The sequence below is a fragment of the Curvibacter sp. AEP1-3 genome (assembly GCF_002163715.1).
GTDB lineage: Bacteria > Pseudomonadota > Gammaproteobacteria > Burkholderiales > Burkholderiaceae_C > Allorhodoferax.
Map to the genome: position 1 here is coordinate 580,195 of NZ_CP015698.1, position 19,145 is coordinate 599,339.

The window sequence follows — 19,145 nt, forward strand, 5'->3', positions numbered from 1 at the left end:
GAACCTCAGGCTTTACGGGGAGCGGCTTTCTTCGCAGGCGCCTTCTTGGCGGCAGCGGGCTTGGCCGCAGCTTTTTTGGCGACCGTCTTTTTGACTTCGGGCTTGACCACCACCGTCTTCACCGCCGCCTTGGCCGCAGGCTTTGCAGCGCTGGTTTTGGAGGCGGCTTTCTTGGCAGGTGCTTTCACGCCAGCGGCTTTGTCTGCAGCCTTCTTCAGAGCAGCTTTGGACGGGAATGCTTCTTCCACGCCCTTCTTGGCTGCGCTGGAACGGCGCATGCTCGGCTCCACAGCCTTCGCACTGGTTTTCTTGGCGGCAGGTTTGGCCTCTTCGCTGGCTTTGGCGACCACGGGCTTGGCCGCACCCAGCTTCAGGCGAACGGGCTTCTCGCCCCACAGCTCTTCGAGGTGGTAGTACTGGCGGAAGTTGGGCTGCATGATGTGCACCACGACCTGGTTGCAATCCACAATGATCCACTCGCCATTGCCTTCGCCTTCAATACGCGGCTTGGCAAAGCCGGCTTCGCGCACCGCATCGCGCACGCTGGCAGCCAAGGCTTTGGTCTGGCGGTTGCTGGTGCCGGAGGCGATGATCACGCGCTCAAACAAAGCAGACAGATGCTCAGTGTCGAACACCACAATATCTTGCGCCTTCACATCTTCCAGACCATCGACGACGGCACGTTGAAGTTTCTGGGTATTTTTGGCAACGGTGGAAGTAGTCATCAGTGAGGTCGGTAAAGAAGGTGTTGGTCAATATAACGCGCAACCGGTTCAAAAACCAGTGGGGCAATGCTCTCGCCGGAGGCTACACGTTGTCGGATTTCGGTGGCACTGACAGCCATGGGAGGCATGTACAGCACAGTCAGGCCGGGGATTTCGGCACTCAAGGCATCAAATTGACCCTTGGCGCCCGTTGAATCTGCGCGGGCAGCTACACTAATTATAGCAAGTGCCGGCAGCGCCTCGGATTCATGCCAAGTATGCAGGGCTAGCGCCTGGTCTTCGCCGATCAGCAAGTGCAGAGCCGCCCCCGGATTTTCCGCATGCAGTTCGCGCAAAGTGTCCACGGTGTAGCTGGCACCTGCGCGCCGGGTTTCGCGCGCATCCACCTGCACTTCCGGAATATCGGCAAAGGCCAAGGTAGCCATGGCCAAGCGGTGTTCCGCAGAACTCAAGGCCCGGGCCTTGTGCCATGCGTGCCCGGTCGGTATGACCAGCAGCTTGTCCAGTGACAGCTCGGCGATGGCAGCCTTGGCCAGAGCCAAATGCCCGAGGTGCGGGGGGTCAAACGCGCCCCCGAACACGCCAATGCGCAAGGGTCTGCTGGCAGATGTGGTCAAACCCAGTCCCGCGCGGTGAGGAAGTGAGAGGTCAGCGCCTCTTCGGGCGAGCCGGCAGGCGCTACGTGCTGGTACGACCAGCTGGCGTGTGGCGGCATGGACAGCAGAATCGACTCGGTGCGCCCACCGGATTGCAGGCCGAAGTGGGTGCCCCGGTCCCACACGAGGTTGAACTCCACATAGCGTCCGCGCCGATACAGCTGGAAGTCGCGCTCGCGTGGGGTGTACGCCATGTCCTTGCGGCGCTCTGCAATAGGCAAGTAGGCCGCCAAAAAGGCATCGCCCACCGACTGCAACATCGCAAAGCTGCGGTCTTGGCCCAACTCCGAGAAGTCATCAAAAAAGATGCCCCCCACGCCACGGGGCTCATTGCGGTGCTTCAGAAAGAAATACTCATCACACCATTTTTTGAAGCGGGGGTACTTGTCCTCCCCGAAAGCTGACAACGCGTCCTTGCACGTCTGATGAAAATGCACCGCGTCTTCATCAAAACCGTAATAGGGCGTCAGATCCATACCACCGCCGAACCAGCAGACGGTCTCACCCTGCGGATTCTTGGCACCCAACATGCGCACATTCATGTGCACGGTGGGCACATAAGGGTTGCGCGGGTGGAAGACCAGCGAAACGCCCATGGCCTCAAAGGGCGCACCAGACAGTTCAGGACGGTGCTGGGTCGCACTGGGCGGCAGCTTGGGGCCGCGCACATGCGAGAAACCACAACCAGCGCGCTCAAACACGGCGCCACCTTCCAGTATTCGGGTGATGCCATTGCCCTGCAGAGGCTCGCCCGGCGCTTTTTCCCATGCGTCGGAAAGAAAAGTACCGCCATCCATCGCTGCGATAGCGGTTGTGATGCGGTCCTGCAAACCCATCAGGTAGGCGCGTACATGCTCGGTTGTGGCTGGGGTGTCAGACATGGTCTTGCTTTCTTTCATGCGGGGCCGGCCGTTGGGCCGCCAGAAAAATCACAGGCGCTGCCGCCTCAGGATGTTTGCCACACACGCCTTGCAACAGGCCGGCCATGTGGGCGAGGTCGGCTTGCGGGTCTCCACTCAAGGTCATGAACCGGGTTGCCTCCACCACTTTGCGGCCATAGTCCAAACTGACGACGCCCACCGGAACGTTTGCTTTGAGCGCCACCTGGTAGAAGCCACTGCGCCAGCCCTCCGTGCGCTTGCGAGTCCCCTCAGGCGACAGACCCAGCCAATAGAGCTCTGATTGCTGCCGGGCACGTTGAACGCCCTCCACCACCTGCCCTACCACCCCTTGGGGCGAATGCCGGTGCACGGGAATGCCCCCTACCCATTTCAGCCAGCGGCCGAACAGCGGGAACTTGAACAACGTGTCCTTGGCCCAGAAATTGAGCTGCAGCCCCACGGCCCACTTGGCCAAGATGGCTACGATGAAGTCCCAGTTGCTGGTATGGGGGTACACCACCATCACACCCTGCAGCGCCGGGAGTCCGTCAAAGTCCACCCTCCAGCCCAGGAGCCCGAGAATCTTGCGGGCCAAAGGGCTGCCCCGCAGCTGCACGGGGAGTGACACATGTCCGGCGGATGCCACCGGATCAGCCTTTGACGGCGCGGTACCCGATGTCACGGCGGAATTGCATGCCGTCGAACTGAATCTCGTCGATCACTTGGTAGGCACGCTGCTGCGCCTGCTTGACGCTGTCAGCCAACGCCGTCACGCAGAGCACGCGGCCTCCGGAAGTCAACACCGTGCCGTCTTGCAGGGTGGTACCGGCATGGAACACGGCGGCGTCTTCGCTCTCTTTGGGGATACCGGTAATGGCATCGCCCTTGCGCGGGTTCATGGGGTAGCCGTGGGCAGCCAGCACCACGCCAAGCGCTGTGCGACGGTCCCACTGCAACTCAACCTCATCCAGCTTGCCGTGCGGGCCCGGCTCGGTGGCGGCCATCAGCACGTCCACCAGATCGGTCTTCAAACGCATCATGATGGGCTGAGTCTCGGGGTCGCCCATGCGGCAGTTGAATTCCAGCGTCTTGGGCTGGCCGTTCTTGTCGATCATCAGGCCAGCGTACAAAAAGCCGCTGAATGGAATGCCATCGGCTTCCATACCCTTGACCGTGGGCAAGATGATCTCCCGCATCGCCTTGGCGTGCACATCCGGGGTGACCACCGGTGCGGGCGAATAAGCACCCATACCACCCGTGTTCGGGCCCTGGTCGCCATCCTGCAAGCGCTTGTGGTCCTGGCTCGTAGCCAGGGGCAGCACGTTTTTGCCATCCACCATGACGATGAAGCTGGCCTCTTCGCCTTCCAGAAACTCTTCAATCACCACGCGAGCACCGCCATCGTTGTGCGCCACGCCCAGGGTGTTGTCCACCAGCATGAAGTCAATGGCCTCGTGGGCTTCGGCCACGGTCATGGCCACCACCACGCCCTTGCCGGCAGCCAAGCCGTCGGCCTTGACCACCGTGGGTGCGCCCATCTTGTCCACGTAAGCGTGGGCTGCCACCGGGTCGGAGAAGGTGGCGTATTCGGCCGTCGGAATGCCATGGCGGCGCATGAATGCCTTGCTGAAGGCCTTGGAGCTTTCCAGCTGAGCGGCGGCCTTGGTCGGGCCGAAGATGCGCATGCTGTGGGCGCGAAACTCATCCACCACACCGGCTGCCAAAGGCACTTCGGGGCCCACCAAGGTCAATGTGATCTTATTGTCCTGCGCCCACTGGCGTAGCTGCACCACATCGGTGATGGGCACATTTTTGAGGCGCGGGTCGGTGGCAGTGCCACCGTTGCCGGGCGCCACATAGACCATCTGCACCTTGGGGGACTGGGCCAGTTTCCAAGCCAGCGCATGTTCACGGCCACCGCCGCCAATTACGAGTACGTTCATATTTTTTTATTCAGAGTGCGGCGTTGTGGAAGATGTCCTGGGTGTCATCCAGGTCTTCCAGTACATCCAGGAGTTTTTGCATGCGCTCGGCGTCCTCGCCGGAGAGCTCAATCGTGGAATCAGAACGCATGGTCACAGTAGCGACTTCAGCGGTCAGGCCGGCAGCCTCCAAAGCGGCCTTGACGGCCTCAAAGTCAGCCGGCGCGGTCAGCACCTCAATCGCGCCTTCGTCATCCGTAATCACGTCCTCGGCGCCGGCCTCCAGCGCCACTTCCATGACCTTGTCTTCGCTGGTGCCAGGGGCAAAAATCATTTGACCCACGTGCTTGAATTGGAAGGCCACCGAGCCTTCGGTGCCCATGTTGCCGCCATGCTTGCTGAACGCATGGCGCACTTCAGCCACGGTGCGCACCTTGTTGTCCGTCATGGTGTCCACGATGATGGCCGCGCCACCGATGCCGTAACCCTCGTAGCGGATTTCTTCGTAGCTGATGCCGTCCAGTGAGCCGGTGGCCTTGTCGACGTTGTATTTCACCCGGTCTGCAGGCATGTTGGCGGCTTTGGCCTTTTCGATGGCCAGACGCAAACGCGGGTTCATGGCCGGGTCGCCCCCGCCTTGTCGGGCCGCTACCGTGATTTCACGGACGATACGGGTCCAAATCTTGCCTCGCTTCTCGTCCTGACGCCCCTTGCGGTGCTGAATATTGGCCCATTTGCTATGTCCTGCCACACGAAACCCTTTAAAAATTCGTTACGCTACTCCCTCGATTGTACTTTTTGAGACATCTATGGCTTCCATCCAAGACGAAGGCATCCTGATTGCCCAGCACGCCGCAGGCAAGTCTGCAGTGCAATGTTTCCTCCGGCCCGACAAGGCCAACCGCCACGGCCTCATCACCGGCGCCACCGGCACCGGCAAAACCATCACCCTGCAGAGCCTGGCCGAAGGCTTTTCCGCCCTGGGCGTGCCGGTGTTCATGGCCGACGTCAAAGGCGACCTGACCGGCATTTCCCAAAAAGGTGCGTTGACCGAGAAGCTGGCCAAGGTCATCAAGGAACGGGGTTTTGAAGAACCCGCGTTTTCCGCCTTCCCCACCACGCTGTGGGACGTGTTCGGCAAACAAGGCCACCCCGTGCGCGCCACCGTGAGCGACCTGGGCCCGCTGCTGCTGGCCCGCATGCTCAACCTGAACGAAACCCAGGCCGGCGTGCTGCAACTGGTGTTCAAGATTGCGGATGACGACGGCCTGTTGCTGCTCGACATGAAAGACCTGCGCGCCATGTGCCAGGACGTGGGCGACAACGCCGCCAGCTACACCACCGAATACGGCAACATCAGCGCCGCCAGCATTGGCGCCATCCAGCGCGGCCTGATGCAGATCGAGGAGCAAGGAGGCGACCAATTCTTCGGCGAGCCCATGCTCAACATCGAAGACTTCATGCAGACCGATGGCTCGGGCAAAGGCGTGGTCAACATCCTCGCGGCAGACAAGCTCATGCAGTCGCCCCGTCTGTACGCCACCTTCCTGCTGTGGATGCTGAGCGAACTCTTCGAGGCTCTGCCCGAAGTGGGCGACCTTGACAAACCCAAACTAGTGTTCTTCTTTGATGAAGCCCACCTGCTGTTTGCCGATGCGCCCAAGGTGCTGATTGAGCGCATTGAGTTGGTCGTGCGATTGGTACGCTCCAAGGGCGTGGGCGTATTCTTTGTGACGCAAAACCCGCTGGACATTCCCGACAGCGTGCTGGCCCAGCTGGGCAACCGCGTACAACACGCCTTGCGCGCCTTCACCCCGCGCGACCAGAAAGCCGTCAAGAGCGCTGCAGACACCATGCGCGCCAATCCTGGGCTGGACGTGGCAACCGCTATCACTGAATTGGGGGTGGGCGAAGCGCTGGTGAGCCTGATGGACGAAAAAGGCCGACCTTCTCTCACGGAACGCGTGTTCGTCATTCCGCCGGCCAGCCAGATCGGCCCCATCACCCCCGAGCAACGCAAGACGCTGATCACCGAATCCATTGTGGCCGGTGTGTACGAAAAAGCGGTAGACCGCGAATCTGCATTTGAAGCACTCAAGGGTCGCACGCAAAACCGTGCGCCCGCTGCGGCGGAAGCTGAAAGCGATGCAGCCCCGGCCGCCCCGCGTACCCGTGCCGGCCGCGCAGCGCCTGCTGCGGAGCCGGAGGCAGCGCCCGCCGGTGGCGGCATCCTGGACAGCATTGGCGACATGTTGGGTGGCGGCGCCCGCCGTTCGCGCGCCAGCGTGGGCGAGCAGCTCATCAAGAGTGCAGCCAGCTCCATCGGCCGCGAAGTGGGCCGCCAGATCATCCGCGGGGTGCTGGGCAGCATCCTGGGCGGCAGCAAGCGATAACCACCACAAGGAACAAGAACATGGTCACCATCGATCCCGCGGCACGTGCCAACGTCACCCTCATCGACCACCCGCTGGTGCAGCACAAGCTCACCCTGATGCGCAAAAAGGAAGCCAGCACCAGCAGCTTCCGCCGACTGCTCAACGAGCTGGCCGGCCTGATGATTTACGAAGTCTGCCGCGACATGCCGCTGCAAGATCTGGAAATTGAAACCCCGCTGGAAACCACCACCGGCAAAGTCATTGACGGCAAAAAGCTGGTGTTCGCCAGCGTGCTGCGCGCTGGCAACGGCATTCTGGACGGCGTGCTCTCCGTGGTTCCGGGCGCCCGCGTAGGCCACGTGGGCCTGTACCGCGACCCCAAAACCCTGCAGGCGGTGGAGTACTACTTCAAGATGCCCAGCAACATGGAAGAACGCGATGTCGTCGTCGTGGACCCCATGTTGGCCACCGGCAACTCAGCGGCTGCGGCCGTCACGCGCCTCAAGGCCTGCAACCCCAAGTCCATCAAATTCCTGTGCCTGCTGACCTGCCCCGAGGGCATCAACACCATGTACAAGGAACACCCCGATGTTCGCATCTTCACCGCTGCCATCGACCGGGGCCTGAACGACCACGGCTACATCATGCCGGGGCTGGGTGACGCGGGCGATCGTATCTTCGGTACCCAGTAGTCGATTAGTAGTAAAAATGGCCGTTAGCGCCCGTGGAATATGCGCGGGCAGCTAGGTTTTTGATAGCACTCTGCCTCACAGGGTGCGGGAGTTTTCACCATGCTCGACCTGCTTATCCACAACGCTACCTTGCCCGACGGGCGCAGCCACATGTCGGTGGCGGTGCAAGGCGGTCGCATCACAGAGGTGACGCAAGGGCTCACGCCCGAAGCCGCTCAGGCCTCTGAGGTGGTGGACGCCGGCGGCATGCTGCTCAGCAGCCCTTTTGTGGATGCGCACTTCCACATGGACGCCACGCTGAGCCTGGGCCTTCCGCGCCTGAACCAAAGCGGCACGCTACTGGAAGGCATTGCGCTGTGGGGTGAGCTCAAACCCCACCTCACCTTTGAGGCGCTGGTAGACCGCGCCCTGGCCTATTGCGACTGGGCGGTGGCCAACGGCCTGCTGGCCATACGCAGCCATGTGGACACCAGCGACCCGAGCATGCTGGCGGTGGAAGCCCTGTTGGCAGTTAAAAAGAAAGTCGCGCCCTATATCGACCTGCAGCTGGTCGCGTTCCCGCAGGACGGCGTGCTGCGGAGCAGAGGCGGTGTGGACAACCTCAAGAAAGCGTTGAGCCTTGGCGTGGACGTGGTGGGTGGCATTCCCCACTTCGAGCGAACCATGGCCGACGGTGCTGCCAGCGTCAAGCTGCTGTGCGAGCTGGCGGCTGAGCAAGGCAAGCTGGTCGACATGCACTGCGACGAGTCGGACGACCCGCTCTCGCGCCACGTCGAAACCCTGGCATTTGAAGCAAACCGCCTGGGCCTGCACGGCCGCGTGACTGGCTCCCACCTCACATCCATGCACAGCATGGACAACTACTACGTGAGCAAACTGCTGCCCCTGATGGCCGAGGCGCAATTGAGCGTGGTGAGCAACCCGCTCATCAACATCACCCTGCAAGGCCGGCACGACACTTACCCCAAGCGCCGCGGCATGACCCGCGTGCCCGAAATCATGGCAGCCGGCATGACCGTCGCCTTCGGTCAGGACTGTTGCATGGACCCCTGGTACAGCATGGGTAGTGGCGACATGCTGGAGGTGGCCAGCATGGGCCTGCACGTGGCGCAAATGACCAGCCAAAGCGCCATGCAGCAATGCTTTGATGCCGTCACCACCAACCCCGCCCGCATCCTGCACCTGGAGGGCTATGGCCTGGAAAAAGGCTGCCACGCCGACCTGGTGCTGCTTCAGGCGCAAAACCCTATCGAGGCTATCCGCCTCAAAGCCACCCGCCTCAAAGTCTGGCGCAGGGGCGCTCTGGTGGCACAAACTCCGCCACGGACAGCGACACTGGCTCTGCCCGGCCGGCCGGCGAGCACATCTTTCTTACATACCAAACAGGTCTCTAGCGCTCATGGATATTGCGCAAGCAGCTAGCAAAAACATAGCATTCACGATGGCTGCTGCACAAAGCACCTCGGTCCCGCTGGAGGTGGTGGCCAATGTGCAAAACCACCTGCGCTTTGTGGAAGCAGCTGCGCAGCATGGCGTGCAGTGGCTGGTCTTCCCGGAACTGTCCCTCACCGGCTACGAACTGGCCGCAATGCCCGACCTCGTGCTCCACCCCGAGCACGCCTTGCTGGCGCCCCTGCGCGAAGCAGCCCAACGCACAAGCATGGCCATTACCGTGGGCGCTCCGGTGGACAGCGGCAGCGCCCTGCCCTTCATAGGCGCGATCACCCTGCGACCGGATGGCCAACACTACGTTTACGCGAAGCACCACCTGCATGGCAGCGAAACCCGATTCGCCACCGCCGGCTCAGCGCCGGTAGGCCTGCAGGAATGGAATAGCCACACAGTCGCCAGCGCCATCTGCGCCGACACCAATCACCCCGGCCATGCTGCGCATGCGGCAGCAGCAGGTGCCTGCGTCTACGCAGCCGGCATCCTCACATCTGCCAATGGCTATGCCGCCGAAGCCCCCCTGTGGGCCAGCTATGCGCGGGAACATGCCATGACGGTTGTGATCGCCAACCACGGGGGACCATCGGGGGGCTATTTGTCGGCCGGGAGAAGCGGAATTTGGGGAACCGATGGGGCCCTGCTGGTGGAAGCAGCGGGTACAGGGGATTGCTTGGTAGTGGCTCAGACCATTTGAACCGTGTACAGGGTCCAGCCATCTTTTAGCTTGGTGGCATGGAAAACTATGAACCGCGCCATTTGCGCATTAGTTCTTTCGTGACCTCGCGTCATGAACTTCCATTCCCAAATATGCGGCACCCAATGCGGCAGCGCCCAAAATCAGGCCCCACGAAAGCGGCGAACTAAAGGTAGAAAGAGGATCGTCGGCCAAACGCCAGTGCAATACGGCATGGATGATGCAAAACATTGCCAAGCCTCGTCGACTCACCCATTGCACCAGATCGCTGGCATGGTGCGTAAGCGCAATGAGTGCCCAAAACAGCGGTATGTGCATAGCCACAAACCACCACCGGCCTTGGTCGTCACCCAAGCTCCGTAACACATAGAGCAACCGCCATTCGGCCTGGGTCATTGCATCCATTTCATGGGTGAAAAGTACTGCCAGCATGAGCTGAACAAGAGTCTTCTGCGCAAGCATCAAAAGCCTTCCAGTTCAGCGGCCACCATTGGAGTGAAAAATCAGCCCAATACTTAGCAAAAGGGCTGCCCCCACATCGACCCACATGACTTTGGCGACCGCCGCGCCATGGGTTTGCAATGCCGCAAAAAGCACAAAACCAATCATGCTGATCAACGCTGCAATACCTACCGGCCAGCGCCATGCGGGGTTGAACATTGCTGCAAAGCAAGCCGCCGCCAACAAGCCAAAGAGAAGCGCACGATGCTGCATGAGAATAGTCAAATCCTGCCCCTCACCCAGCGTGACTCCATATGCTGGTTCGAGCGTGGATCGTCCCAGAACACCCGCCAATGGCAGGACGTGGATCACACCTGTCAGCCCGAAACTGATGCGGATAAACCACTCGCTGAGTGACGGAGTCATGCTTTTTCTCCTCCACTGATGAATTGGAGAGTTGGACCCAAGGATCCGGTTAAGGGAGCGAGATACAAATGTGGTTTCTTCACAGGGGTTCCTTTCAACGTACGACCAGTGTGTTCGTTAAGTTGAATCGACTCAATTACTTCACAGGTAATTGAAAAGACAGCGTTTCGCTTTCCACAACGACATGAGCAAACGATCAGCGCGCTATTCTTTAGGCCTGTCAAATACAAAATCACTACCCCCATGCTCCACTACTGGCTCATGAAAGCCGAGCCCGCCGAGGCCTCGATTGACGACGTGCTGGCCATGCCCGACGCCACCGTGGGCTGGACCGGCGTGCGCAACTACCAAGCCCGCAATTTCATGCGCGACAGCATGCAGGTAGGCGATGGAGTGCTGTTCTACCACTCCAGTTGTGCGCAGCCCGGTGTGGTGGGCATTGCTCGGGTCGCGTCCGGCATCAAGGCAGACCCCACCCAATTTGACCCCGCGTCGCCCTATTTCGATGCGGCGAGCAAGCCCGAAGCGCCCCGCTGGCTCCTGGTCGATGTACAGGTAGTCCACAAGACGCGCAACCTCACGTTGCCGGAGCTTCGGGCTGATGCGGCCCTCGCCGATCTCCTCATTCTCAAAAAAGGCAACCGGCTGTCCATCACGCCGGTGGAGCCTGCGCATTGGCAACAAATCGTGAGCGTGCTCGGACATCCGGGAGCCTGAACGATGCAGAGGCCGCGTTTTCCAAAGTTATGGGCGTGCGTTCTTTGGCTGGCAGGTGCGCTGCTTTCAAGTGCCCATGCCGGTCGCTTCGTAGACATTGCGCCCGAGCGGGTGGCCAGCCTCACCCAACAATTGCCTGAAAAACCATCCGGTTTAGGGCCTGCTTGTCTGGATCGCTCCGCCTGGGGGCAAGCAGACGTTCAACGGCGCCTGCAAGAGGTCACCAAAGCTGCTGAAAAAATCGCCGCGCAGCCCGTGCCTCCGTGGGACGACGAGGCCTACCTCGAATACAGCCGCAATGGCGTTCGTGGCAATGGCGAACGCATGATGAACGCGCGCAAAGCGGGGCTGCATGTGCTGGTGCTGGCGGAATGCAGCCAATGGGCGGGCAGCTACCTTCCCTCCATCTCACGCTTGCTCCAAGCCCTGAGCACACAACCCACCTGGACGTGGCCGGCCCATGACAAGGATTTGCGCAATTTCCGCGGGCAGCGTTTTGAGGTGGATTTGTTTGCCGCCGACACAGCCAACGAACTGGCCCAAGCGCTCTACCTGCTGGGCGACAAGTTGGATGGCTCGACCCGAAAGATGGTGCGGGATACCGTGGTGCAACGCGTACTCGCCCCGGTGCGCGCCAGCTACGAGACCGGAGGCAAAGACCACTGGTGGCTCAAGGCAGACCACAACTGGAACGCGGTGTGCCTCAAAGGGGTGACAGGCACTGCATTGGCGCTGCTGCCCAACCGCGAAGACCGTGCAGTATTTGTGGCGGGCGCGGAGCATTACATCCGCAACTATCTGGGTGGTTTCCCGCCGGACGGCTACGCGCTGGAGGGCCCCGGCTACTGGAACTATGGCTTCTCGCACTACACAGAGTTGCGGGAAATGCTGATGCAGGCCACCGCTGGCCGGCTAGACCTGTTTGACAACCCGCTTGTGCGCGAAGTGGCGCTCTATGGGTACCGGTTTGAGATGACGCCGGGAAATGTGGCGCTGTTTGGAGACGCAGGGCGCAACACCCGCATGGATGACACCACGCGCGCCTATGCCAACGAGGCCTATGGCCTTGGCCAGCCGCAAACCCTGTTCAGCCAGAGCGTGAGCGTCAATGCCCCGGCCAACTCCAGCCCGCTGGTACAGGCATCCATCAAGCTGTTCAGCAAGCCGGCACCTGCAGGCCATGGCAGCGCCTCGGCGGTGGGCTTGCAGACCTACTTCAACACCGTGGGCGTTCTGGTGTCCCGCCCCGGGCCGGGCGAAACCCTGGGCTTTGCCATCAAGGCGGGAGGCAACGGCAACCACAGCCACAATGATGTGGGCTCCTACACCATTGCCCTTGGGGCCGAGCAGCCGGTGGGCGATGCGGGTGCCACGGTGTACTCCTCCAAAACCTTCAGCAAAGACCGCTTCACCATCCGCGGCATCAACTCCTGGGGCCATCCGGTTCCCGTAGTGGCGGGCCGTTTGCAACGCGAGTCCACCAAGGTCAAAGCGCCAGTTCCCGAGCAACGAGGCGACGCCAACGGCAGCATGATGCGCATCGACATGAAGCCCGCCTATGCACTGGATTCGCTACAAAAACTGGAGCGCTCCGCGCAGCATATTCGGGGGCCAGAGCCCAAAGTGATCATTGAGGATGCTTTTCGCTTCAGCACCCCTCAGACCTTTGAGTCGGCCATCATCAGCACCGGCCAGTTCCAGCGTGTAGCGGACGACACCTTGGACTTCTGGCAAAAACGGGAACACCTGCGGGCCAAAATCAGCGCCTCGCAGGCCTTCGAGCTCCAGACCGAAACGGTGACGGAAGAAGGTCTCACCTTCAACCGCACCGCCATCCGCTTCCTGCAAGCCGTCACCGGTAATGCCTGGGTGCGCATGGAATTCACCCCGGCGCCCCGCTGATCCCCGGCAAGGGCAGGCGCGATTTGCATGCGCCTTGGCGCGAATGGCGAGTGACGTGGCGCGTCTTGCCGCCTACGATTCAGCTATTCCGTCAACAAACCTCTCTGCATTCACAGGAAAACGCCATGTCTACATCTTCACGCCCCCAAGTCGTCCTCATCACCGGTGCTTCATCCGGCATGGGCAAAGAAGCCGCCAAGTTACTGCTTCGCCAAGGCCATGTGGTCTACACCGCTGCGCGCCGCGTCGAGCTGATGCAAGACCTGCAGGCTCTGGGTGCACATCCCCTCAAAATGGATGTCACTGATGAAGCCCAGATGCAAGCCGGTATCGCGCAAATCACCGCAGCCCACGGCGGCGTGGACGTGCTGGTGAACAACGCCGGCTTCGGCATCTACGGTGCCATGGAAGACACCAGCATGGCCGATGCGCGCTACCAGTTCGATGTGAACTTCTTCGGCCTGGCCCGCATGACCCAATTGGTGCTGCCTCATATGCGCAGCCAGCAGCGCGGGCGCATCATCAACATCTCGTCCATGGGCGGCAAGATGTATACCCCGCTGGGTAGCTGGTACCACGCCACCAAGCACGCTCTGGAGGGCTGGAGCGATTGCCTGCGCCTGGAGCTGGCACCCTTCGGCATTCAGGTGGTGATCGTGGAGCCCGGCATCATTGCCACGGAGTTCGGCGACGTGATGACCGGCCCGCTGCTGGAACGCTCCGGCAAAGGCCCCTACGCCAAGCTGGCACACATCGTGGCCAAGGCCACTGGCGACGCTTACAGCAAGCCCAATGCTGCGTCCCCGGCTTCCGTGATTGCGGACGTGATCGCCGAAGCCATCGCCGCCCCCAAGCCCAAAACCCGCTACGTGGCAGGCAAAATGGCCAAACCACTGATGTTCATCCGCAAATGGTTCGGTGACCGCTTCTTTGACATGGCGGTCATGAGCCAGATGAAGTAATCATCGCCACCTGACAGGAGCACCCGGTGAAACACGCCAGCAAATTTGCCATCCAACGCGGCTGGAAGCTGCTTCTGGCCGACATGGCGCTCCCCGTGGGTGAGGTGCTCGCGTGGGCAGGCCTGCCGGGCGACATGTTTTCGCGCCCGGATGCCAGCCTGAGCCCGGCTGACTTCTTCAAGCTCTGGAACGGCATGGAGCAAGTGGCCGGTGGCGACGACTTGCCCCTGCGCTTCGGCCGGGCCATTTCGGTCGAGGCGTTTGATCCGCCCATCTTCGCCAGCCTGTGTGCCCCCAACATGAATGTGGCACTGCAGCGGCTCTCCAGCTTCAAGCGCCTTATCGGGCCCATGATTCTGGAAGTGCAAGTCACCTCCAACGGCACATCGGCGGATTTGAGCTGCTACGGCTATGAAGGGCATCTGCCCCGCAGCCTTGCGGCCACCGAAATGGTGTTTTTTACCCAGCTGGCGCGTCTGGCCACCCGCAAACAGGTGGTGCCCCTGCGGGTGGAGCTGGTGCAATTACCGGATGACTGCGCCCCGCTGGAGGCCTTCTTCGGCTGCGCCTTGCAAGCCGCCGACCGTAACCGCATCACATTCAGCCCTCAAGACGCAGGACACCCGTTTTTGACCGAAGACAACGCCATGTGGGAGAGCTTTGAGCCCGCCTTGATGAAGCGCATCACCGATCAGGACCACTCGGCCAAAGCCTCTGAGCGGGTGCACAGCGCCTTGCTGGGGTTGCTGCCCGGCGGGCGTAGCGGCATTGACGATGTAGCTACCAAACTGCTCACCAGTCGGCGGACCTTGCAACGGCAGTTGCTCGCAGAAGGCCTGAGCTTTCAAGATGTGCTCAACCGCACCCGCCGGGAGCTGGCCGAGCACTACCTGCGCCAGGATGCCATCACGCCCGGCGAAGTGTCGTGGCTGCTGGGCTTTCAGGATGGCAACTCATTCATTCGCGCCTTCAAGGGTTGGACCGGCAGCACTCCCGGCCAGTACCGCAGCAACATGCCACGCCGAGCTGCCCCCATGTAATGCGGGTTGCCCCTAGGGGGCGGTCTGCTATGGTTTCGCATCACAACAAAGGAGAAAAGTTTCATGACTGCATTGCAAGCATTGGTGGGTTTTGCACTTTGGACGCTGGCCTTGATCACGCTGGTGTTTTTGTACCGCGGGCTGCGCTTTCTGCGGGGTACGCCCATCAATCACTGGCCGCGGGGCAACAAACCGCAGGACGATGCCGGCTTGGTCAAACGCCTCGAAGACGCCCACGCCAACTGCATGGAAAACCTGCCGGTGTTTGCGGCGCTGGTGCTTGCGGCCAGCCTGATGGACAAGACCAACTCCATTCAAACGATCGCGCCCTTCGTGCTCTACGCCCGGATCGGCCAGACACTGGCGCACCTGTGGGGCACCGGCCCGCTGCAGGTGTTTGTGCGAGCCAGTTTCTGGAGCGTACAGCTGGTGATTTGCCTCTGGATGGCCATTCAGCTGCTGGCGGCCTGAGGGGCCAATTCATCATCGAACAAGCACCTCGCGCTCATGGAATATGCGCAAGCAGCTCCTTAATTGATAGCAAAAACCATGACCATAGACACTGACCTCGCCCGCCTCGCCCTGCAGGAGGAGCGCCTGCAGTTTGACGCCTTTGACCAGCGCACCGCATGGGCGCTGGGCAGCCGCATCAAGGCCCTTAGCGAAGAAGCCGGCGTGGCACTGGCGATTGAAATCCGGCTGGGCAAGGACACCGTGTTCTTCTACAGCATGCCCGGCACTGGCCCCACGAATGCGGACTGGGCACGGCGCAAGCGCAACTCGGTAGAGCTGTTGCACACCAGCTCGTACGCGCTCAACCTGAAGCTCGAAAAAGAAGGCAGCACTCTGGAGGCCAAGCAAGGCCTGCCCCTGCGCGACTACGCCACGCACGGCGGTAGCGTTCCCATTCGGGTACGCGGCGTGGGTGTGGTCGGGGTGGTGACCGTTTCAGGCATCCCGCAGCGGGACGACCATGCCATGGCCATCAAAGCACTCGCAGAACTCTGCGGTGTGCCTTTGCACGAGGTGGCGCTGGATTAGCGCGGAACTGTTTAGCGCCGCCGCGCAGAGCGCACGCCGGATAGCTCATTCACGATCTTGAGCACCCGGGTCAAGCGGCCGGACTCGGCCACTTCTACAGTGAAAGTCATCCAAGCGGTGCCTTTGACAGACTGGGTTTGCACCCCGATGACATTCATCTTTTCTTTGGCGAACACCTCCGAGATATCGCGCAGCAAGCCCTGGCGGTCCAAAGCCTCAACTGCAACGTCCACCGGGTACACGTTCCCGTCTTTGCCGCCCGGGGCGCCCCACTCCACCTCGATCAGGCGGTCGCCACTGCGTTGCACCATGTTGCGCAGGTTGGAGCAGTCCGACCGGTGCACGCTCACGCCCTTGCCCCGGGTCACAAAGCCGCTGATCAAATCCGGCGGTGCCGGCTTGCAGCACTTGGCCAACTGGGTCATCAGCGAATCGATGCCCACCACCAGTACCCCGCCCTTGCCGCCGGACACACCACGCGGCTTCTTGAGCGGCATGTAGTCGTCCTGCGTGCCGGCGGGCTCTGGCGGGCGCAGCAGCAGCTCGATGTTGCGCAGTGAAAACTCGTCTTTGCCCACCACCTCAAACAAGGCGTCGGCATTGTGGAAGCCCAGCTGGCTGGCCAGGTCGTCGAGCTTGATAGCGGTTTTGCCTTCACGCTGCAGCAGCTTTTCTACCGCCTCGCGGCCCTTGGCCATGGTCTCACCCATGGCCAGCGCATTGAACCAGGCCCGCACCTTGGCGCGCGCCCGGTGACTGACCAGATAGCCCAGCTCGGGGTTGAGCCAGTCGCGCGAGGGGCCGCCCTCTTTCACGGCAGTCACTTCCACGGTCTGGCCGTTTTTGAGCGGAGTATTCAGCGGCACCATGGCGCCATCCACCTTGGCACCCCGGCAACGGTGGCCCAGGTTGGTGTGCACGCTGTAGGCAAAGTCCACCGCGGTTGCCCCCTGCGGCAGCTCCACAATGGCGGCATCCGGCGTGAGCACATAGATGCGGTCGTCAAACATACCCTGCCCGTCGGACGCATGGGCGCCGGAGAGGTCGCGCTCCCAGGCCAGCAATTGGCGCAGCACAGCAATCTTGGCGTCGTACTCGCCGGCGGCCGTCACGCTGCCGCCATAGCCTTTGGCGCCCGCCTCTTTGTAGGCCCAGTGGGCGGCCACACCATGCTCGGCATGGTCGTGCATGGCCTGGGTGCGGATTTGCACCTCAATGGGTTGGCTGCCTGCGTCTCTAACTACCGTGTGCAGCGACTGATACCCATTGGGCTTGGGGCGGGCGATGTAGTCGTCAAATTCTTCAGTGATCGGTGTAAAGCGGGTGTGCACCAGGCTGAGTGCCGCGTAGCAGTCCGGCACCGTGGGCACCACGATGCGCAGCGCCCGTATGTCGTACACCTGCTCAAAGCCCAGCGACTTGCCCCGCATCTTCTTGACGATGCTGTAAATGTGTTTGGGTCGGCCCTGCACGGTGGCGTGCACGCCCTGCGCTACCAACTCGTCCGCCAACTGCTGGCGCAGTCGGTCCACCGAGGCTTCCCGCTCTGTCCGTTTTTCGTCCAGCAGCTTGGCGACCTGCTTGTAGGTATTGGGCTCGAGGAAGCGGAACGACAAGTCCTCCATCTCCCATTTGATTTCCCAGATGCCCAGCCGGTTGGCCAGTGGCGCAAACACCTGCAGGGCCTCAGAAGCCAGCCCCGGCGGCACCGGCAACTTGGTCGCCGCAAAGTGCCGCAAGGTCTGCAAGCGCGACGCCAAGCGCAGCATGACCACACGCAGGTCTTTGCTGAAGGCCAACAGCATCTTGCGAACGCTCTCCGTCTGTGCTGCGGCGGTTTGCGCCATGGGTGCCGCACTACTGCTGTGGCTGGCCGACTGCTGGGCCAGCCGTGCCATACGCTGCAAGCGCACCAGCTTGGTGGTTTCCAGGGCCAGGTCGGCAAAGTTGTCGCCGAAAGCTTTGGCGATGATTTCGTGGGGCTTGTTCAGGTGGTCACAGGCATACACCAGGTAGCTGGCAGCCTGCATCGCCTCGGAGCCGCCAATGGTGCGCAAGATGGCGGCTACGGCATCCGCGTGTTGCAGCACGTTTTCGCCAGTATCCAGTGATTGCGTCGCCAACAAAGGCTCTGCAAAGGCGCGAGCGCGCTGCAGGGCTCCGGCCTGCTCGGGCAGGCTGTCTGCGGTGGCCGCAATCACTTGCGGGGTGGCCGTGGGTAAGTCCCCGGCATACAAACTTTTCATGGAAGGCTCACAAGGCGGGGAACGTTACCCCAGCAAAAAAGAAGTCACTGCGTCCTGTTGGTCTTGTGCAATCAGGGTCGGGGCGTGGCCCACACCGGCAAACTCCACCAGGCGGGCTTTGGGGCCACGCTGCGTCATGGCCAGTGCCGTCTCGGGTGACAAGAGGTCAGATTCCGCGCCGCGAAGCAACAAAGTGTCTGCCGTGATGGCGTCGTACAGCTGCCACAGTTGCGCCTGGCCGGCCAGCGCCAGCTCCTCTGTCACCGCCCTGAACGGGATGGCTATCGCAGGGTCGTAGTGCAGCCCCACTTTGCCGTCCGGCAGGGTCTTGACCATGTGGCGCGACAACTCCAGCCACTGCGCCGGCGTGTGCGGCCCGAAACTGCTCGAGATCGCCCACATGGCATCAGCCGCTTGCTGCAAATCATCGAAGCTCACCGCGCGACCCAGATAGGTGCCAATGCGCTGTAGCGACGACCACTGGATCACCGGGCCCACGTCGTTGAGCACCAATTTACGTACCTTCACACCCACCGACTGTGCATGCGCAGTCACCGCCAAGCCAATCAGGCCGCCCATGCTGGTGCCCACCCAATCCAGGGTGGCGGGCTTCAGGTGTGCCAACAGACCCAACACGTCGCCGGCATAGGTCGGCACGCCATAGCCGGCAGGGTCCTTCAGCCAATCGCTCTGGCCACGTCCGGCCACGTCAGGACAGACCACACGGATAGGCTGGGAAGCGCGGGCTACCAAGGCCTGCGCCAGCACGTCAAAGTCGCGACCCTGTCGCGAGAGGCCATGCACACACACCACGGTGTGGGCGGCTTCCGCAGCGCCCCACTGCCAATACGCCATGCGGCGCGGACCGTTGGCGTCAGCGCAGGGTACGTAATTCAGCGTAGGTTCAGCCATGGTGCAGTCACTCGTTTGATAATGACCACATCCTAATGGAATCCCCCCACCACTTTGTGAAGGA

20 protein-coding genes are annotated in these 19,145 nt (G+C 61.6%); 10 read left to right on the plus strand and 10 right to left on the minus strand.

The genetic code is table 11. The features are described from left to right. Nucleotides 1-5: 5 nt before the first annotated feature. From rsfS to AEP_RS02840, 6 genes are read right to left on the minus strand one after another with little or no spacing between them, the layout of a single operon-like run. Nucleotides 6-725 (minus strand): ribosome silencing factor, encoded by a 720-nt coding sequence (gene rsfS / locus AEP_RS02815; RefSeq protein ID WP_087493990.1) that lies wholly within the window; start codon nt 723-725, stop codon nt 6-8. After that, nucleotides 725-1,342: a nicotinate (nicotinamide) nucleotide adenylyltransferase gene (nadD, locus tag AEP_RS02820; RefSeq protein WP_087493991.1), complete on the minus strand. Its 618-nt coding sequence runs from the start codon at nt 1,340-1,342 to the stop codon at nt 725-727. The genes rsfS and nadD overlap by 1 nt, the downstream gene beginning before the upstream one ends. Further along, entirely contained in the window at nt 1,339-2,262 is a 924-nt protein-coding gene (gene hemF, locus AEP_RS02825; RefSeq protein ID WP_087493992.1) for an oxygen-dependent coproporphyrinogen oxidase, read from the minus strand. The genes nadD and hemF overlap by 4 nt, the downstream gene beginning before the upstream one ends. Next, nucleotides 2,255-2,944, minus strand: coding sequence for a 1-acyl-sn-glycerol-3-phosphate acyltransferase (locus tag AEP_RS02830; protein ID WP_157673023.1), 690 nt, complete (start codon nt 2,942-2,944; stop codon nt 2,255-2,257). Before AEP_RS02830 ends, hemF begins: the two co-directional genes overlap by 8 nt. Continuing rightward, entirely contained in the window at nt 2,913-4,205 is a 1,293-nt protein-coding gene (gene purD, locus AEP_RS02835; RefSeq protein WP_087493994.1) for a phosphoribosylamine--glycine ligase, read from the minus strand. The genes AEP_RS02830 and purD overlap by 32 nt, the downstream gene beginning before the upstream one ends. 10 nt (nt 4,206-4,215) lie before the next feature. Continuing rightward, nucleotides 4,216-4,935: a YebC/PmpR family DNA-binding transcriptional regulator gene (locus AEP_RS02840; protein ID WP_087493995.1), complete on the minus strand. Its 720-nt coding sequence runs from the start codon at nt 4,933-4,935 to the stop codon at nt 4,216-4,218. A gap of 58 nt (nt 4,936-4,993) precedes the next feature. On the opposite strand from AEP_RS02840, the gene AEP_RS02845 reads away from it, so the two are divergent. The 4 genes from AEP_RS02845 (at nt 4,994) to AEP_RS02860 (ending at nt 9,394) form a co-directional block, all read left to right on the plus strand. Next, a complete protein-coding gene (locus tag AEP_RS02845; protein WP_087493996.1) occupies nt 4,994-6,577 on the plus strand; it encodes a helicase HerA-like domain-containing protein in 1,584 nt (527 codons plus the stop codon). Between the two features lie 20 nt (nt 6,578-6,597). Continuing rightward, nucleotides 6,598-7,251, plus strand: a complete 654-nt coding sequence (upp, locus tag AEP_RS02850) for a uracil phosphoribosyltransferase (RefSeq protein ID WP_087493997.1) — start codon at nt 6,598-6,600, stop codon at nt 7,249-7,251. Between the two features lie 99 nt (nt 7,252-7,350). Next, nucleotides 7,351-8,673 carry an amidohydrolase family protein gene (locus tag AEP_RS02855; protein WP_087493998.1) on the plus strand — a complete coding sequence of 441 codons (1,323 nt, stop codon included), beginning with the start codon at nt 7,351-7,353 and terminating at the stop codon, nt 8,671-8,673. 19 nt (nt 8,674-8,692) lie between these two features. Continuing rightward, entirely contained in the window at nt 8,693-9,394 is a 702-nt protein-coding gene (locus tag AEP_RS02860) for a carbon-nitrogen hydrolase family protein (protein WP_198301889.1), read from the plus strand. 69 nt (nt 9,395-9,463) lie between these two features. Here the strand turns inward: AEP_RS02860 and AEP_RS02865 are convergent, their stop codons facing one another. Together AEP_RS02865 and AEP_RS02870 are read right to left on the minus strand one after the other, a co-directional pair. Further along, nucleotides 9,464-9,826, minus strand: a complete 363-nt coding sequence (locus AEP_RS02865; RefSeq protein ID WP_087497150.1) for a DUF6713 family protein — start codon at nt 9,824-9,826, stop codon at nt 9,464-9,466. A 45-nt stretch (nt 9,827-9,871) separates the two neighbouring features. Beyond that, nucleotides 9,872-10,261 (minus strand): hypothetical protein, encoded by a 390-nt coding sequence (locus AEP_RS02870; RefSeq protein WP_087494000.1) that lies wholly within the window; start codon nt 10,259-10,261, stop codon nt 9,872-9,874. Between the two features lie 243 nt (nt 10,262-10,504). Between AEP_RS02870 and AEP_RS02875 the strand changes: the two genes are divergently transcribed. From AEP_RS02875 to AEP_RS02900, 6 genes are all read left to right on the plus strand, one after another. Then, nucleotides 10,505-10,978 carry an EVE domain-containing protein gene (locus AEP_RS02875; protein ID WP_087494001.1) on the plus strand — a complete coding sequence of 158 codons (474 nt, stop codon included), beginning with the start codon at nt 10,505-10,507 and terminating at the stop codon, nt 10,976-10,978. Between the two features lie 3 nt (nt 10,979-10,981). Continuing rightward, nucleotides 10,982-12,880: a hypothetical protein gene (locus tag AEP_RS02880; RefSeq protein ID WP_157673024.1), complete on the plus strand. Its 1,899-nt coding sequence runs from the start codon at nt 10,982-10,984 to the stop codon at nt 12,878-12,880. Between the two features lie 125 nt (nt 12,881-13,005). Next, nucleotides 13,006-13,842 (plus strand): oxidoreductase, encoded by an 837-nt coding sequence (locus AEP_RS02885; RefSeq protein ID WP_087494003.1) that lies wholly within the window; start codon nt 13,006-13,008, stop codon nt 13,840-13,842. Nucleotides 13,843-13,868: 26 nt separating this feature from the next. Beyond that, entirely contained in the window at nt 13,869-14,882 is a 1,014-nt protein-coding gene (locus AEP_RS02890; protein ID WP_087494004.1) for an AraC family transcriptional regulator, read from the plus strand. Nucleotides 14,883-14,945: 63 nt separating this feature from the next. After that, the gene (locus AEP_RS02895; RefSeq protein WP_087494005.1) at nt 14,946-15,353 is read left to right on the plus strand and encodes an MAPEG family protein; all 408 of its coding nucleotides are present in this window, start codon (nt 14,946-14,948) and stop codon (nt 15,351-15,353) included. 78 nt (nt 15,354-15,431) lie between these two features. Further along, entirely contained in the window at nt 15,432-15,923 is a 492-nt protein-coding gene (locus AEP_RS02900; protein ID WP_087494006.1) for a heme-degrading domain-containing protein, read from the plus strand. An 11-nt stretch (nt 15,924-15,934) separates the two neighbouring features. Here AEP_RS02900 and AEP_RS02905 read toward each other — a convergent pair whose 3' ends face one another. Continuing rightward, on the minus strand, nt 15,935-18,169 hold the full coding sequence (locus AEP_RS02905) for a RelA/SpoT family protein (protein WP_087494007.1): 2,235 nt from the start codon (nt 18,167-18,169) through the stop codon (nt 15,935-15,937). 24 nt (nt 18,170-18,193) lie between these two features. Further along, nucleotides 18,194-19,081, minus strand: a complete 888-nt coding sequence (locus AEP_RS02910) for an alpha/beta fold hydrolase (protein WP_087494008.1) — start codon at nt 19,079-19,081, stop codon at nt 18,194-18,196. Between the last annotated feature and the right edge of the window lie 64 nt (nt 19,082-19,145).

Coding starts and splice junctions, on each gene's coding strand:
- AEP_RS02875 (WP_087494001.1), top strand. CDS start 10,505: ATGCTCCACTACTGGCTCATGAAAGCCGAGCCCGCCGAGGCCTCGATT.
- AEP_RS02900 (WP_087494006.1), top strand. CDS start 15,432: ATGACCATAGACACTGACCTCGCCCGCCTCGCCCTGCAGGAGGAGCGC.
- AEP_RS02865 (WP_087497150.1), bottom strand. CDS start 9,826: ATGCTGGCAGTACTTTTCACCCATGAAATGGATGCAATGACCCAGGCC.
- upp (WP_087493997.1), top strand. CDS start 6,598: ATGGTCACCATCGATCCCGCGGCACGTGCCAACGTCACCCTCATCGAC.
- AEP_RS02855 (WP_087493998.1), top strand. CDS start 7,351: ATGCTCGACCTGCTTATCCACAACGCTACCTTGCCCGACGGGCGCAGC.
- AEP_RS02885 (WP_087494003.1), top strand. CDS start 13,006: ATGTCTACATCTTCACGCCCCCAAGTCGTCCTCATCACCGGTGCTTCA.
- AEP_RS02905 (WP_087494007.1), bottom strand. CDS start 18,169: ATGAAAAGTTTGTATGCCGGGGACTTACCCACGGCCACCCCGCAAGTG.
- AEP_RS02910 (WP_087494008.1), bottom strand. CDS start 19,081: ATGGCTGAACCTACGCTGAATTACGTACCCTGCGCTGACGCCAACGGT.
- hemF (WP_087493992.1), bottom strand. CDS start 2,262: ATGTCTGACACCCCAGCCACAACCGAGCATGTACGCGCCTACCTGATG.
- purD (WP_087493994.1), bottom strand. CDS start 4,205: ATGAACGTACTCGTAATTGGCGGCGGTGGCCGTGAACATGCGCTGGCT.
- AEP_RS02895 (WP_087494005.1), top strand. CDS start 14,946: ATGACTGCATTGCAAGCATTGGTGGGTTTTGCACTTTGGACGCTGGCC.
- AEP_RS02870 (WP_087494000.1), bottom strand. CDS start 10,261: ATGACTCCGTCACTCAGCGAGTGGTTTATCCGCATCAGTTTCGGGCTG.
- rsfS (WP_087493990.1), bottom strand. CDS start 725: ATGACTACTTCCACCGTTGCCAAAAATACCCAGAAACTTCAACGTGCC.
- AEP_RS02845 (WP_087493996.1), top strand. CDS start 4,994: ATGGCTTCCATCCAAGACGAAGGCATCCTGATTGCCCAGCACGCCGCA.
- AEP_RS02880 (WP_157673024.1), top strand. CDS start 10,982: ATGCAGAGGCCGCGTTTTCCAAAGTTATGGGCGTGCGTTCTTTGGCTG.
- AEP_RS02860 (WP_198301889.1), top strand. CDS start 8,693: ATGGCTGCTGCACAAAGCACCTCGGTCCCGCTGGAGGTGGTGGCCAAT.